At 40.2% G+C, this 15,108-nt stretch carries 17 protein-coding genes; 4 read left to right on the plus strand and 13 right to left on the minus strand.

The annotated features are described in order from the left end of the window. Window positions 1-94 precede the first annotated feature (94 nt). From EWE74_RS15685 to EWE74_RS15705, 5 genes are read right to left on the minus strand one after another with little or no spacing between them, the layout of a single operon-like run. Window positions 95-1,090: an AAA family ATPase gene (locus tag EWE74_RS15685; RefSeq protein WP_130142548.1), complete on the minus strand. Its 996-nt coding sequence runs from the start codon at window positions 1,088-1,090 to the stop codon at window positions 95-97. After that, window positions 1,087-2,301 carry a DUF4350 domain-containing protein gene (locus EWE74_RS15690; protein ID WP_130142549.1) on the minus strand — a complete coding sequence of 405 codons (1,215 nt, stop codon included), beginning with the start codon at window positions 2,299-2,301 and terminating at the stop codon, window positions 1,087-1,089. The genes EWE74_RS15685 and EWE74_RS15690 overlap by 4 nt, the downstream gene beginning before the upstream one ends. After that, on the minus strand, window positions 2,292-3,152 hold the full coding sequence (locus EWE74_RS15695; protein WP_130142550.1) for a hypothetical protein: 861 nt from the start codon (window positions 3,150-3,152) through the stop codon (window positions 2,292-2,294). The genes EWE74_RS15690 and EWE74_RS15695 overlap by 10 nt, the downstream gene beginning before the upstream one ends. Then, window positions 3,109-4,026 carry an ABC transporter permease gene (locus tag EWE74_RS15700; RefSeq protein WP_130142551.1) on the minus strand — a complete coding sequence of 306 codons (918 nt, stop codon included), beginning with the start codon at window positions 4,024-4,026 and terminating at the stop codon, window positions 3,109-3,111. The genes EWE74_RS15695 and EWE74_RS15700 overlap by 44 nt, the downstream gene beginning before the upstream one ends. Continuing rightward, window positions 4,017-4,979 carry a stage II sporulation protein M gene (locus EWE74_RS15705; protein ID WP_130142552.1) on the minus strand — a complete coding sequence of 321 codons (963 nt, stop codon included), beginning with the start codon at window positions 4,977-4,979 and terminating at the stop codon, window positions 4,017-4,019. Before EWE74_RS15705 ends, EWE74_RS15700 begins: the two co-directional genes overlap by 10 nt. Before the next feature lie 105 nt (window positions 4,980-5,084). Between EWE74_RS15705 and EWE74_RS15710 the strand changes: the two genes are divergently transcribed. After that, window positions 5,085-5,813, plus strand: coding sequence for an RDD family protein (locus EWE74_RS15710; RefSeq protein ID WP_130142553.1), 729 nt, complete (start codon window positions 5,085-5,087; stop codon window positions 5,811-5,813). A gap of 3 nt (window positions 5,814-5,816) precedes the next feature. On the opposite strand, the gene trmB is transcribed toward EWE74_RS15710, so the two are convergent. Further along, window positions 5,817-6,464 (minus strand): tRNA (guanosine(46)-N7)-methyltransferase TrmB, encoded by a 648-nt coding sequence (gene trmB, locus EWE74_RS15715; RefSeq protein ID WP_130142554.1) that lies wholly within the window; start codon window positions 6,462-6,464, stop codon window positions 5,817-5,819. A 46-nt stretch (window positions 6,465-6,510) separates the two neighbouring features. On the opposite strand from trmB, the gene fcl reads away from it, so the two are divergent. After that, complete coding sequence (gene fcl / locus EWE74_RS15720) at window positions 6,511-7,437, plus strand: GDP-L-fucose synthase (RefSeq protein ID WP_130142555.1); 927 nt, start codon at window positions 6,511-6,513, stop codon at window positions 7,435-7,437. A 2-nt stretch (window positions 7,438-7,439) separates the two neighbouring features. Here the strand turns inward: fcl and EWE74_RS15725 are convergent, their stop codons facing one another. Genes EWE74_RS15725 through EWE74_RS15735 form a run of 3 tightly spaced genes read right to left on the minus strand, consistent with a single transcriptional unit; the run spans window position 7,440 to window position 8,659 of the window. After that, complete coding sequence (locus tag EWE74_RS15725) at window positions 7,440-7,964, minus strand: hypothetical protein (protein WP_206365277.1); 525 nt, start codon at window positions 7,962-7,964, stop codon at window positions 7,440-7,442. Beyond that, window positions 7,939-8,358 (minus strand): hypothetical protein, encoded by a 420-nt coding sequence (locus EWE74_RS15730; RefSeq protein WP_239018683.1) that lies wholly within the window; start codon window positions 8,356-8,358, stop codon window positions 7,939-7,941. The genes EWE74_RS15725 and EWE74_RS15730 overlap by 26 nt, the downstream gene beginning before the upstream one ends. Window positions 8,359-8,389: 31 nt before the next feature. After that, window positions 8,390-8,659 carry a YtxH domain-containing protein gene (locus EWE74_RS15735; RefSeq protein ID WP_130142557.1) on the minus strand — a complete coding sequence of 90 codons (270 nt, stop codon included), beginning with the start codon at window positions 8,657-8,659 and terminating at the stop codon, window positions 8,390-8,392. A 228-nt stretch (window positions 8,660-8,887) separates the two neighbouring features. Between EWE74_RS15735 and EWE74_RS15740 the strand changes: the two genes are divergently transcribed. Then, window positions 8,888-10,426: a YifB family Mg chelatase-like AAA ATPase gene (locus EWE74_RS15740; protein ID WP_130142558.1), complete on the plus strand. Its 1,539-nt coding sequence runs from the start codon at window positions 8,888-8,890 to the stop codon at window positions 10,424-10,426. A 6-nt stretch (window positions 10,427-10,432) separates the two neighbouring features. Here the strand turns inward: EWE74_RS15740 and EWE74_RS15745 are convergent, their stop codons facing one another. The 4 genes from EWE74_RS15745 to rsfS all read right to left on the minus strand — a co-directional run bounded on the left by EWE74_RS15745 (window position 10,433) and on the right by rsfS (window position 14,263). Continuing rightward, on the minus strand, window positions 10,433-11,062 hold the full coding sequence (locus EWE74_RS15745) for a rhomboid family intramembrane serine protease (RefSeq protein ID WP_130142559.1): 630 nt from the start codon (window positions 11,060-11,062) through the stop codon (window positions 10,433-10,435). A gap of 12 nt (window positions 11,063-11,074) precedes the next feature. Then, the gene (locus EWE74_RS15750) at window positions 11,075-11,722 is read right to left on the minus strand and encodes a LutC/YkgG family protein (protein ID WP_130142560.1); all 648 of its coding nucleotides are present in this window, start codon (window positions 11,720-11,722) and stop codon (window positions 11,075-11,077) included. 66 nt (window positions 11,723-11,788) lie between these two features. Then, complete coding sequence (gene ftsH / locus EWE74_RS15755; RefSeq protein WP_130142561.1) at window positions 11,789-13,843, minus strand: ATP-dependent zinc metalloprotease FtsH; 2,055 nt, start codon at window positions 13,841-13,843, stop codon at window positions 11,789-11,791. Between the two features lie 45 nt (window positions 13,844-13,888). Continuing rightward, window positions 13,889-14,263: a ribosome silencing factor gene (rsfS, locus tag EWE74_RS15760; RefSeq protein WP_130142562.1), complete on the minus strand. Its 375-nt coding sequence runs from the start codon at window positions 14,261-14,263 to the stop codon at window positions 13,889-13,891. Between the two features lie 28 nt (window positions 14,264-14,291). Between rsfS and EWE74_RS15765 the strand changes: the two genes are divergently transcribed. Beyond that, window positions 14,292-15,086, plus strand: a complete 795-nt coding sequence (locus EWE74_RS15765) for a biotin--[acetyl-CoA-carboxylase] ligase (protein ID WP_130142563.1) — start codon at window positions 14,292-14,294, stop codon at window positions 15,084-15,086. Window positions 15,087-15,108 lie beyond the last annotated feature (22 nt).

Below are 15,108 nucleotides of genomic sequence, written 5' to 3' on the forward strand. Positions count from 1 at the left end.
ACTTTGATAAAAAAGGACAGGACAAAGCATGTCGCTAATAGAAGTAGCGCATAGAAAAATTTATTAGTTACATATAAACTACGGATAAAACGCATTATCTCGGGATTTCGATACTGTCCACAATCTGTTTAATGATATAATCACTCGTGAACCCTTCCATTTCCTTTTCGGGGGTCAGCAGCACACGGTGCCCCAATATAGCGGGAGCGACATACTTTACATCATCCGGTGTAATAAAGTCTCTTCCTTGAAGTGCCGCACTTGCTTTTGAAGCTTCCAATAGGGCAATCGACGCGCGTGGCGAAGCTCCCAGCGTAAGATTTGGATTGGAACGCGTATGATAAACCACTTGCGCGATATAGGTCAATACATCTTCATGGACATAAATAGACTTTATCAACTGCTGAAAATGGATCAATTCATCGATACCCAATACCGGCTGTACCAGATCTTCCTTATTGTTTGCTTTTTGCGCATGATGCTCACGCAATATAGCTAACTCCTGCTCTATCGCCGGATAATCAATATTAATTTTGAACAGGAAGCGATCCAACTGCGCTTCGGGCAAACGATAGGTTCCTTCATGTTCTATAGGATTCTGTGTAGCAAATACCACAAACGGTGTTGGCACAGGGTACGTGATACCATCCACCGTCACCTGCCTTTCGGACATACACTCGAACAAAGATGATTGCGTTTTTGCCGGGGCGCGGTTTATTTCGTCAATCAAGACGATATGGCCAAAAATCGGACCTTTCTTAAATTCAAATTCATTCGTCTTTAAGTCCAGCACGGAAGATCCTGTTACATCCGACGGCATCAAATCAGGCGTAAACTGGATGCGTTTAAATTCACCTTTCACTGCTTTTGCTAGCAACTTTGCCGTTAATGTTTTGGCGACACCCGGCATACCCTCTATCAACGAATGACCTGTTGCCAGAATAGCAATCAACAGTTTATGGATGACTTCATCTTGACCTATAATGACCTTTTTAACTTCCTGTTTCACCGCTCCCATCTTATCTTTCAGCTCGGTGAGGTCTATTCTGTTTTCAAAACTCGGTTCATATTTATTTCCTAGTTCACTCATAGCATATTTGCTTTATGTTTAAAATCTTCTATTCTTTTATTTAGTTCTACCAATTCGGCATCCGTAGACATACGTACTTTTCTATATCTTAGCAGGAGCTTGATCAGGTTTTCACACTCTTCCAATGATACGCCTGTTTTTAGCGACAATTGCTTCGCAAAAACTTTTCCCTCCAACTGCAGAATATCTAGTTGGAAATGCGTCCTTATATCATATAGAAAATATTCCACTTTCTTCTGTATAAGATTGCCCGGATTTCCACTCTCATAATATAAAGTAGCAATCGTGCGTGCAAATTCTTTGGATAGATTTGGTTCTGGTTCTACGACATTGACAGCCCTTTGTTCCCGTTTACTTTTGAACAATAAAAACAGGATAAGCCCAAAAAGTAAAATATACCATGCCTGACGCAGTCCGTCATTTTGCAACAATACACGTAAGGGTGTGTTTGCTTCCACCGTTCCCTTAAAGGTACTATCAAACCAATATACATCCTCATTGGAAAGCAATTTCAATACAGCCGCTCCGTATATAAAGTTATCTTCTCTCAGCATATAGTAATTGGTAAACATCAGTGGTTCTAAATGCAAAAGAAAACGACCTTTTCCTCTTTTTATCTCGATAAAATTGGGTATTTCCTTATCTTCCACTTCATAATAACCGATTATATGGGTGTTAACCGTATGCAAGTTGCAGAACAGCCCCGGATAGTCTAGGTCCTTATAATATGCTGTTTTACCATCCACTAACGAGAAGGGCCGGTCTTCCACATTGATGACCTCATTAAAATTATACGGATAATGAAATTGTTGCTTGATCCCCAGTGTATCCATTAGGTAAAGTGGAAAATTATTGGCAGAAATAAAAACTTCTCCTCCCCTTTCTACAAAGCTCAACAGTTCTCCCGTTACTTCTTTTCCCTCGTAAAATCCGTTGACGATATAAACCAAACTACCTCGTTCTTTCGCTGTCAAGAACGTTTTCAGAAAATCATAGTTCGTGGACGTGAAGTCTTCTATCTTTACCTGACTCCCCAATATTTCCGGCAATTCCTCCCGGGTCACATATAAACCGTATGGAATCTTATCCCGTTGGTCGTACGTTTTTGACCAATCGATCTGCTTATCACTTGCCAAGTCAATAAAGGCAATAATCAAGACCGTAATGCCGAGTAATATAAGCCCAAATTTCCCAGAGTTCTTCATCGCCATTTTGATTGAAAAGTTAAAAAATAAGGGGCATACTCCTCATATTTAGCTTTGTCTATAGCCATATTTCCGTACCACACGCGGTTGTATATATTTACGTTTCGGGTAAAATCTCGTTTCAGTTCTTCATGCTCGATCTCTTCAATCAGTTCGACATGTGTTTTGGTATATTTCCAATGAATCAGTTCCCGCTTCGCCAGTAATTGTATATTCAGGAGGTTGAGATAGCGAATAGCCAGTGCAAAATCCCCCTCTTTTTTGGCGTTCTCGATATAGCTTGTTAAATCAATATCCAACAGGTTTTTCTCAACGAACTTTACTTCGTCAGACACATCTTCATCATTTTTATCTTTCGCCAGTAGGCGTTTACCCGAAAATAGCACGCGATAAATAATCCAAAGGAAAATAACCAGTGCAGCAACGGCCAATACCTTATATACCACATCGGCAAACTGAAAATACTCCCTCGCAGGAAAAAGATTATCCAACATACGCCCTAACCTTTCCAATATTTTCTTGAATAGGCCAATACGATTGGGGCTATTTTTATCATAATCAAATTCCTCCCCTTGATAACGCTTTATCAATTCGGTATATGCCACTATGTCTACTTGTGGAATCTGATGCATACGGGGAATAGTGTCATAATAACCATCCTCCATATAATCGATCCAATGCTGTGGCGCATATTCCGGTGCTTTCATGGATATACTATCTTCCGGTAAGGGAGGAGATAAGGTTTCTATCGAATCGGTGTCCTGCGCACGGGAAACAGATATTAAGGCCATCGCAAGTAGGACAAAAAATAATCTACTGCCCATCTTCCTCCCTTCCCAGGTTTTGTATTTTTTCATACACATCCTCACCGTATGTTACTTCTTTTGCTGTCTCATAAATAATTCCCGACACCAACACCGTAAACATATAATACACAATATAGAGCAACACCAACAAAGTAGCCCCAATAGATGTAAACATGCGCCCCGCCATGCTGTCAAAAAAGGTATTTTCAAATCCGATCGTGTTGTAAGCAATAATCCCAATAATAAGAGAAGGTATTAAGGTCAGCATCACAAGAAGCGTCTGGAAAACCAAACTGACCACATATGAAGATATACTGTAATCGATAATTTTTTTCTTTAAAATGGAAAAGCTCTGTTGTATGGCATTGCTGGCAGGCATATATCCTTCCCGATAAAATAGGAATGCGCAGAAAAACCAAACGCCGACGAACGCTCCCAGTATACCCGCTGCAAAACTCCCGATAAACGGAATAAACATCAGGATAATCAAAGCAAACATAAACGGAATAAATAAGATGATAGAGGCAATGATACTGATTAGTAAAAATTTGAAATACTTGCCCAGATTCGCAACAAATGCCTGCCAAACATCATTAGAATCAAAATCAGTTCCTCGCTTATTTTTCAGTAAGATGAAGTATTCAATGGCGAAACCGAAGAATACCATACTCACCACCAGTAGCGCAAATAAAGCAGCAACAGCTATGAATATAAGATCCATTGATTCTGTCCAACTTTGCGTTGTTGTTAAATTAATCTTGGTCGTTCCGTAATAGATAAGGATAAGCATGAGGCACAATGGAACAATAGCGAGTCTAAGGATAGTCTGAAAAAAATGCCGTAACACCAACCGTAAGAGATTGACGAAATCCTGAACAATTTCACTCAGCTTTCGTTCTTTCCGAAATTCGAAGTCTATTTCCATCCGTTAATTTTTGCCAGTTGATAAGGTCTGATGATATAGAAATAAATAATAGCTGCAAACGAAATGATAATGATACTGATGCATAACCAAATTGAAACTTGATAATGTCTTGTTACAAAGCCTTCCAAAAAGCCAGCCACAATAAAGAACGGAATGGTACTTACCAACACTTTAGAAGCAGTTTTCATGGCGCGTTTGAATGATTCAAGTCGTGTATAGGACTTTGGGAACAATATACTGTTACCGATAGCGAGACCACAGCCTCCGGCAATCACAATCACCGACAATTCAATAGCACCATGAATCCAAATCGCAGACATAGCTTCCTGCATCATGTCATATCGGAAAAACAAGTGATGAAATGCACCTACCATGATGCCATTACTGAATAAAATATAACCCGTACCGATACTATAAAATACGCCTAATACAAACGCCAAAAAAGCGACCCTAACATTATTGATCGTAATCGCTAAAGCAGAGCCTACTTCGCTTCCTCCTTGATAAACACCTGCGGGATTTCCATCTTCGATATTAGCTATGCTCATATCTACGTAGTAATCACCTAAGATTAGGCGTACGAAATCCAGATCGTATTGGGCTGAAATGAATCCAATGGCTATCGCCAGGCAGAAAATTAATAAGGAATAAAACAACGGGCGTCGCAATTGCCATACCGCTTCGGGAATCTCCTGTTGTACGAAACGCTTGAATTGGTTTTCCGATGATTTTTGATCGCGATACAATTGTTGATGGGCCAATATCGCCAACTCATTCAGATAATCTTTGGTCTTTGATCGGGGATAAAAGGTCTGTGCATATGCCAGATCATTCGTCAATTCGATATAATTGGAAGCTAGTACATCAGGATCTACATTGATTTTATTTCTTAAATTATTTTCAATTAAGATCCATTTTTCTTTATTTCGTTCAATAAAGGACGCTTCTCTCATTTTGTTTTTCTAATTTTCTATTATTAAATAATAACAAAGTAATGAGGAGAAGCTCAGCAAGTAGCGTCTACTCGAGGCTAATATAGGAAATATTAACGTTTCAAAATGCACAAACTCTCTATTAATACACCCCAAAACGTAAAGTTTGAATATAACTTGGCTTCACTAGGTTCGCGCATCATCGCGTTTGCAATTGACTATTTCATCATTATGTGTTATGCCATCATGGTCTATTACATGGTGTCTCGGCTCGGTCTTTTTAATACAAGCGACCCTTGGCTGACAGCGGGTGTTTATATGCTTATTTTGCTTCCTGCATTCTTTTATCCTTTTCTTATGGAAACATTCTTTAACGGGCAAACCATAGGTAAAATGATTATGCGTACTAAAGTTGTAAAAATTGACGGTACACGCGCCTCGATATATCAATATTTTATCCGTTGGGTATGCTCCATCGTTGACATCTTTTTATGTGCTGGAGCATTAGGAATTAGCAGTATAATTGCCACAAAACATGCACAACGGATTGGGGATATCGCCGCCGACACAACCGTCATCAGCACCAAACAAAATATGGTGTTGCAACAAACGCTTTTTGCAGAGATTACGCAAGAATATACCGTTACCTTTCCTCAAGTGATGCGCTTGTCAGACAAAGATGCCAACACCATTAAAGATATATACAAAAAGGGTTACGAACGCAAAGATTACAATATCATTTTGGCATTGAGCAATAAGCTTGTCGAACTGCTGGACGTCAAACCGCAAATGCGTCCCGAAGAGTTTATTGATGTTGTGATTAAGGATTATTATTATACGTTTCGAGACAGGTAACACTTAAAACCGCCATTTTACGTAATTGATGTTTTTATTATCGGCGAGATACTTGCGTTCATAGTATGTTTTGATAGAAAGCACATCATCTACTAAATCCGAGTGGTATAGATCTGTCGTTTCTTTCATTTTAGGAAGTTTTAACAATGCAATCTGTTCTAAGGTATAGGCATAGAAACCGTCATTATCCGTTTTGAGATGCATGATGCCATTATCGTTCAGAATCGTTTTATATTTTTCTAAAAACGTAGGATTGGTCAAACGCTTTTTCTCGCGGCTATCTTGTGGTTGCGGATCCGGAAAAGTAATCCATATTTCCGTTATTTCGCTTTCTGCAAAATACTCCAATATGGTTTCAATCTGAATACGTAGAAATCCCACGTTATTAATTCCTTCTTCCAATGCTGTTTTTGCTCCTCTCCAGATCCGGTTTCCCTTATAGTCGATACCAATAAAATTGATATGGGGAAACATTTTCGCTAAGTTGACGGTATATTCTCCCTTCCCGCATGCAAGTTCCAAGACAACAGGATTATTATTTCCAAAGAACTTTGATGCCCATCCACCTTTATAATCTTTTCCCGCATCCAATTGAATAACATTCTTAAATGTAGCCACTTCGGCAAATTTCCGTAACTTATCCTTACCCATTTCCAATAATTTGTTGGCAAAAATAATCTTATATTTGTAGGAATCAATGGAAAAAGAAGCTAAAATATTCGTTGCTGGACATCGTGGCATGGTAGGGTCAGCGATTGTAAGAGCATTGGAAAAAGAGGGATACTTTCACCTTATCAAACGTACATCAAAGGAACTCGATTTGCGCGATCAAACTAAGGTAGCCGATTTTTTCGCTGAAGAACAACCGGAATATGTATTCTTGGCCGCTGCAAAAGTCGGCGGTATCGTGGCCAACAATACTTATCGTGCTGATTTTCTCTATGAGAATCTCATGATTCAAACAAATGTAATCCACCAGTCGTATGTTCAAAACGTAAAAAAGCTTTTATTCTTAGGTTCGAGCTGTATTTACCCTAAACTTGCCCCACAGCCTCTTAAAGAGGATTACCTATTGACCGGCACATTAGAACCTACCAACGAGCCTTACGCCATAGCAAAAATTGCGGGGATTAAAATGTGTGAATCCTACCGTTCACAATATGGATGCAATTTCATCTCCGCGATGCCCACAAACCTATACGGCATCAATGACAACTATCATCCGCAAAACTCTCATGTATTACCCGCTCTAATCCGACGTTTCCATGAGGCGAAGCTAGCGGGAATAAGTGAAGTGAATATCTGGGGAACTGGATCTCCACTACGGGAGTTTCTATATGCAGACGATTTAGGGGAAGCCTGTGTTTTTTTGATGCAAAACTATAATGAAGAACAGTTTATTAATGTAGGTGTGGGTGAGGATATCAGCATCCGGGATCTCGCTTATCTCGTAAGTGAAATTGTAGGATACAGCGGTGGGCTCCGATTCGACACAAGTAAGCCAAATGGTACCCCACGCAAACTTATGAATGTTGATAAATTACATGCATTGGGATGGAAGCATAAGACTTCCTTAAAAGAAGGAATTGCGTTAGCCTATGCAGATTTTCTCCATAAGTACTAAGCCTAAGCCCCGTCCGTAAATCGTTCGTCTTCCAAGATAGCAGACTGCTGTTCCATAATGGCTATTTTTTCTATCGTATCTTCCGCTAGTTTTTTCTTCTTTTTTTTCTTTTTAGGCTTTATAAAAGAGGTAACTTTATTCACGAATCCACTTATTTTATCCTGGTTAACCTGCCCTATAGCCGTTTCTGAAGCTAACAAAACCATAGCTTTTTTAAACCAACCAGCTTTTCGAAGTACCGTTGAATTTAGCACAATGGGCGCGCCCAGCTGTAAAGCCCTTGTTAGCCAGTCAGCATCTTTACTCTGCACAGCTTTCGCGATACCAGATGTGAAGCCTTTCAGCATACCTGCTCCTGGAACGTGAGACGTAATTCGTTGAAAAAAACGAAAAGGAGTAGCTATTTTTACCTTTAATAACTCATATTGATCAGTTAGATAGGCCTCCTGTTCTTTTCGTCGCAAACTGAGCCGAGCAATCTCGGCTTTTAAATCATGTATGTTATTTATTTTCTGTGAACTCTTCATTTACGCTTGATTTAATTTTCTCTTCCACGATATCATCGTCTTCTTCTCCTTGCCATTTGCTTGTCACCTTACGGATGGTAAGGTTCATAAAAATCCTTTCCAGACTAGGTTCAAATGCACGCATGAGTAACACGAGCACGAAGAATATAACACCCGTTAGCAGAAACCCTAACGCATTACTTTCCAACACTTCTCCAAGGTAAAAGCCTAATGCTAATGAGCAGAAAAAAACAATGAATAAAGTAAATACGATCCTAACGACATCCAGTACCAACGATCCCATTATTCGAGAACCTTTGGCTAAGCCTTTCAACTGCAATAGCTTTAACTGGGTGTCTATATATTCTTTACCTTTTTGAAAGGTACCACTAAGCGAAAATTTTTCTTCTTCCATCAACTGTTTTTTTATGCTATTAATCGAGATGTTAGGCGTGTTCTTCTATTTCGTCATCCACCATAGTTTCCACTTCAGAAACTTTTGATTTAACTAAACCTATTAATTTATCCTTAAGTTCACTAAGTTGGTCAAACTGCTCTTCCGCCCGTTCTTTGATGGCATCACCTAAATCTGACAATGACTCGTTTATCTTATCCCTTGTCTCAGATCCTTTATCGGGAGCAAACAATAATCCTACAATTGCTCCTGCTGCAAATCCTGCTAATAGCGCTGTTACTACTTTACTGTTATCATTCATATTTTTTGTCATTTAAATAATTCCCCATTTTACCCATGAAGATTAGATAAGTTATACACATAACAAATAATCTTCGTAATCGTTTTAAAAATACAAAAGTATTTTGGGCTTCCGTATCCCTGCCAAAAAAGAAAACAGAAATCTTGCAAAAAGTAATACTTTTCTACGCTTTTTTTGTTTTCTCCTTTTTTTCACCTACTTTTAATTAACCATTTTAACATCACAGCTATGCTCGTCAAAACCTTTAGTAGTGCCGTATATGGCATAAATGCAACCACTGTTACGGTAGAAACACTCATTTGTCCTGGCCTACATTATTATATCGTCGGATTGCCCGATAGTGCGATCAAGGAAAGTCTACACCGTATTGAAAGCGCTATTACGAATGCAGGATACCGTATGCCTCGTCAAAAAATTGTTATCAATCTCGCTCCGGCCGCTATTCGTAAAGAAGGATCTGGCTACGATTTGTCTATGGCAATCGGTATTTTAGCTGCTTCGGAACAGATCCGGGATACCTTATTAACAGATTATATTGTTTTAGGCGAATTATCGCTAGACGGCAATATCCAACCCGTCAGGGGTGTCTTACCCGTAGCCCTGCAAGCCAAAAAGGATGGGTTTAAGGGTATTATTTTACCCACCGCCAACGGACGTGAAGCTGCAGCCGTCCAGGATCTGGAAGTCCTAGTTGCAGATAATTTAGAAGAAGTTATCCTTTTCTTTAATGGCCAACAGCAGTTAACGAGTATAGAGATCGATATTGAAAATGAATTCTTGCATCATATAAATAACTATGATGTCGATTTTGCCGACGTGAAAGGACAGGAAAATATAAAGAGGGCGTTGGAAATAGCAGCCGCAGGAGGGCACAATGTCATTTTAATTGGTCCACCCGGCGCTGGTAAAACCATGCTTGCCAAGCGTCTTCCGACGATCCTCCCGCCGCTGCTTTTAGGCGAATCACTTGAAACGACCAAAATCCATTCCGTTGCGGGTCAACTCCGTGCACTTTCCTCGCTCATGACGGCTCGCCCCTTCCGGGCTCCCCATCATACGACATCGGACGTTGCGCTCGTTGGTGGGGGAGCGTCTCCACAACCAGGAGAGATTTCACTCGCTCATCATGGTGTATTATTTTTGGATGAACTTCCGGAATTTAAAAGATCTGTTCTAGAAGTCATGCGGCAACCGCTAGAATCTCGAAATATTACGATTTCACGCGCCAAGTTCTCCATTGATTACCCAGCTAGTTTCATGCTGATTGCCGCTATGAATCCCTGTCCATGTGGCTATTATAACCATCCAGAAAAAGAATGCATCTGCGGCAGCGCCATTGTACACCGCTATCTAAACAAAATTTCTGGTCCTTTATTGGATCGTATAGATTTACATGTGGAGGTCACACCTGTTGAATTTAACGAGCTTTCTACCAACAGAAATACGGAGACCAGCGAGATTATTAGGGAAAGGGTTATACGAGCACGCAAAATTCAAGCAGAGCGCTTTACAAGTTTTGCGGATATCCATAGCAATGCACAGATGAACACACCCACCGTACACCAAGTATGTCAAGTCAGCGACTCAGGCAAGAAACTTTTGCGGGCCGCCATGGAACGTCTCGGACTTTCGGCTCGGGCGTATGACCGTATTTTAAAAGTATCGCGCACCATCGCTGATATGGATGGTTCAATGCAAATTGAAAACCAACATCTGGCCGAAGCCATTCACTTTAGAAGTTTAGATCGAGAAAATTGGGCCGGGTGAAAAAATCTAAAAAAATTGGCTAATAAGGTGGCCAATGGACCAAGGATAAAGCAATATAGTCAATCCTATACCTGCCAAAGCACCAAACAAATGCGCATCGTGATTGATATTATCATACGCCTTTTTGGAAGCCCAGATACAATACCCTAGAAACAGGAATGCAAACAAATACGCCGGTATCGGAATAACCATAAAGAGTCCCAACATTGCTTTCGGCTGAAACATAATAAAGCTAAAAAGTACGGCACAAATCGCACCCGATGCACCTAAACTATAATAACCAGAATTGTTTTTTTGCCGAATTAGTGTAGGTATATCGCTAAGAACTAAGCTAACGATATAAAGTCCTGCAAAAAGCACATGACCCAATGCTCCACTAAATTGGACAAACATATTCTCCAGACCGAATCCGAAGTAATAGAACGTCATCATATTGAAAATAAGATGCATCCAATCTTTATGGATTAAGCCACTCGTAAAAACCATATACCATTTTGACTTATCTCTATACAATGTATAGGGATGGAGCATTAATTTCGTATACCATTGCGGATTGGAAAAAACATATAAGCTCAATCCTATTGTCAAGACAAAAATCACGGAAGCAACAGGAGTCGCATAAAGGTAATATAACATAAAGTCTGCTGGTTAAAATCTGTCTTCTATTAAAAAGACATATAGTTCTTTGGAGCCATGCGCACCTAACCCCAACATTTTCTCCCCGTCTGCCGTTCGACTGGGCCCAGTTATCGTTGAAATCATAGATGGAAACTTATCTCCATATTTTTCTTTTATACGTTGTAATCCATGTTTAATATCCATGACTAATTGGGAAGCTTTAGCCACCACAATATGAATAGGTGGATAGATACTCAATCGACGCCCCGCCTCATTCCCATTAGACAACATAATACTTCCATTGCGTGCAATAAGTGCTTCACAAGTTGTAATTCCCGCATCTGCAGCGTCAAGTTGCTGATCGGTTGTATAAATCGGGAAACCGTATTGTCCCAATAATTTTTGTATACTAGGCTCCCACGCTAAAATCTTTTTTATCTGCAAGTTTTCGGCTAAAAGTATTAAATTTTCAATCAGCGAGATTTCGCCATCGCAATACACAAAATTGCCTGCAACTTGCGTAAACTCCCGTGCAAACGTAACATCCAACGGCTCCTCCTCATCTTTATAGAGGGGAGAATCCTCAAAATCACTATGCGGATTATCACGCTTCTGTAACAGCGCTTGACGAATCTTTTTAAGCATCCGCTCTTTAGCTGTTGTATTTCGAATATTCATTTATGTACCCCTTACGAATGAAACGTAAAGACTTCGTCGTCACCAAGCGCCATGCCAATTCGCTCCTTATTCTTCTGATTTTGTATCGTTGTTATTACTATCCTGTGGGAGATCCAACGGCAAATCCGTTTGTGGAACACCGCCGCCGTCAACACCGCCGTTTACAAATTCGTCATACGCCGTCCGATTTTCGAACGGACGTTTGCCTAAAATCTCTTCCAGGTCACTTTGAAACAGAATTTCTTTCTCCAATAGCTTTTCCGCGATTTTGATAAGGCCGTCTTGCTTGTCTAATAAAAGCTGTTTCGTTCTATCATACACCGCTGCGATTAAGTTTCGTACCTCTTGGTCGATTAACTCTGCCGTTTGATCAGAATAGGGTTTTTGGAACTGTGTTTCTCCAGCGCTATCACGGAAAGATACATTTCCTACTTTATCATTCATACCATATACAGCAGTCATGGCATACGCCAATTTGGTGATTCTTTCCAAATCATTTTGCGCGCCCGTACTGATACGGCTAAACGTAATATCTTCTGCGACTCGTCCTCCCATGGTCATACACATACTATCTAGCAATTGCTCCGTCGTATATAAGAACTGCTCTTTCGGCAAATATTGTGCATATCCGAGTGCGGCAACACCACGCGGAACAATAGAAACCTTAACCAAGGGATCCGCAAACTCCAGGAACCAGCCAGCAATAGCATGGCCCGCTTCGTGATAAGCCACTATTTTCTTCTCTTCTGGAGAGATAATTTTATTTTTCTTTTCAAGCCCTCCGATAACCCTGTCAATGGCATCCTGGAAATCTTGCATATTAATAGACGCTTTATTTTTCCGAGCTGCGATCAATGCCGCTTCGTTACATACATTAGCGATCTCTGCACCCGCAAAACCGGGTGTTTGTGCCGACAGCTTTTTCGCGTCCACTTCTTCTGCTAATTTCAACGGCTTTAAATGTACGTTAAATATATGCTCACGTCCGATCAAATCCGGCTTATCGATAGAAATCTGCCTATCAAATCTTCCGGGGCGCAACAACGCTTGATCCAATACATCTAGACGGTTGGTAGCGGCTAAAAGGATAACCCCTAAGTTCGTACCAAAACCATCCATTTCCACCAGTAATTGGTTTAATGTATTTTCGCGCTCGTCATTCCCTCCCATAACAGAGTTTTTACCACGAGCCCGACCGATCGCATCAATTTCGTCGATAAATATGATACAAGGCGCTTTTTCTTTAGCTTGTTTAAATAAGTCCCGTACACGCGATGCACCAACACCCACAAACATTTCTACAAAATCCGATCCCGACAGGGAGAAAAATGGCACCTGAGCCTCTCCGGCTACAGCTTTTGCCAATAATGTTTTACCCGTTCCCGGAGGCCCTACAAGTAAGGCTCCTTTTGGAATTTTACCACCTAGATCCGTGTATTTCTTTGGGTTTTTCAGAAAGTCCACGATTTCCATAACCTCTGTTTTAGCCTCTTCCAATCCGGCGACATCATTGAATGTGATGTTTATTTGGGACTCTTTGTCAAAAAGCTGCGCTTTAGATTTTCCAATATTGAAAATCGCACCACCACCGGTACCAGCTCCTCCTCCCATACGACGCATCAACAACATCCATATGGCCACGATAATTAATAACGGGAGCATAAACGAAATAAACCAACCGGCCCAAGGATTAGACCTGTTTTCGTAATGAGGCTCAATACGGGGCTGATCTTCGGGCAGTCCAGCCTGTGATTTTTCCAGCTTTGCGTTTAAAATCACATCGGAAGGCTCTGTAAACGTATATTGCGGTCCCATATCAGGAGATAACAATAGGGAATTCGGACTAGGTGCGACATTTTTATATTTGTCTTCCTTAAGTCTATCTTTTTTTATGTATACCTCTACCTCAACCAAATCATTGCTCTTAAAAGCGACCAATTTTTCTACATCGCCAGGCAACAGTATCTCTTTCTCAAATTTTGAATACGTAATTTCTTCGGTATTATCGCTACTAAAAAAGTACTGCAGTCCAAAGAACCCGAGGATAATCAATATCCATAACCACATCATATTAAATTTGGGTGGAACAGGAGTTACTTTTTTACTTGGAATTTTCTTCATTACAATCTATTATATCTATTTCTTCTACTCTTACTTGCTAAACCTCTATGCGCTTTGGTATGTTTCTACCTGCGCGTCACCCCACAAATCCTCTATGCCATAATGGCTCCTTTTTTCCGTTTTAAAGATATGAACAACGACATCTACAAAATCCAGCAGAATCCATTCACCATTGTTATGTCCCTCTTTCCGCCACGGTTCTTGCCCAAAGGCTTTGTAAACCTCTTCTTCTACACTATTCGCTATGGCATTGATTTGTGTTGCAGAATCCGCATGACAGATAACGAAATAATCAGATAAGGTGGCATTCACGTTCCGCATATCCATCCGCACAATATCATTACCTTTTTTCTCTTGCATCCCGTGTACTACAACTTCTGCAAGTCTATCCGATAAATCCTTTTTTGTATCTTTATTCATTAAAAAACATTAGTTTTGAACGATATTTATGTCTTTAAATATTTTTCCCTTGCAAAATAACACATTTTCCCGACTTTACCTTAGACAAAATTTAATTGTATTGGAAGAGGTAACATCTACTAACGATTATTTAAAACAACTTTTGTCAAATATTAAGCCACTTCCCGAAGCAACTGCCATTATGGCAACCCACCAAGTAAAAGGAAAAGGTCAACGGGGAAATTCCTGGCTCGATAAACCCTCCGAAACATTAGCTATAAGTTTCGCCTTATATCCAAAAGACTTCTCCACCCATCAATCGTTTAATCTAAATATGCTCGTTTGTTTGGCCGTCCAACGTTGGGCGTCCGCCTTACTTCCTGATGTGCAGATTAAATGGCCTAATGATATCTATATCCACGGTAAGAAATTAGGCGGGATATTAATCGAAAATCAATTATCTGGACACCATATCCGTTCAAGTGTAATCGGTATCGGCATCAACATAAAACAACAAACCTTTCCCATCGTTATACAAAACAAAGCGACTTCACTTTATCTCGAAAAACCGACGACACCAACCAAACCCATCGAGCACTATGGTCTATCCCTTCTTTCTACTATAACAGCATGCTATGAGAACATAGATTTAAAAGATACCCAGCAGCTACTGGATGCTTACAATAATTCGCTGTTTAGAAAAGGGATCCCAGCAATATATGAAGTAGAAGGAAAAACCGTCACGGGCATTATCCAGGGCGTGAAAAGTGATGGGAAATTAAACATCGTAATCGATAACCAAGAACGGCTATTTGATCTTCAGGGAATTCGTTTTAAGCTGTAAAGGTCATATCGCTTTGACAATC

Origin of the sequence: Sphingobacterium corticibacterium, assembly GCF_004208525.1 — a bacterium.
Lineage (GTDB): Bacteria > Bacteroidota > Bacteroidia > Sphingobacteriales > Sphingobacteriaceae > Sphingobacterium > Sphingobacterium corticibacterium.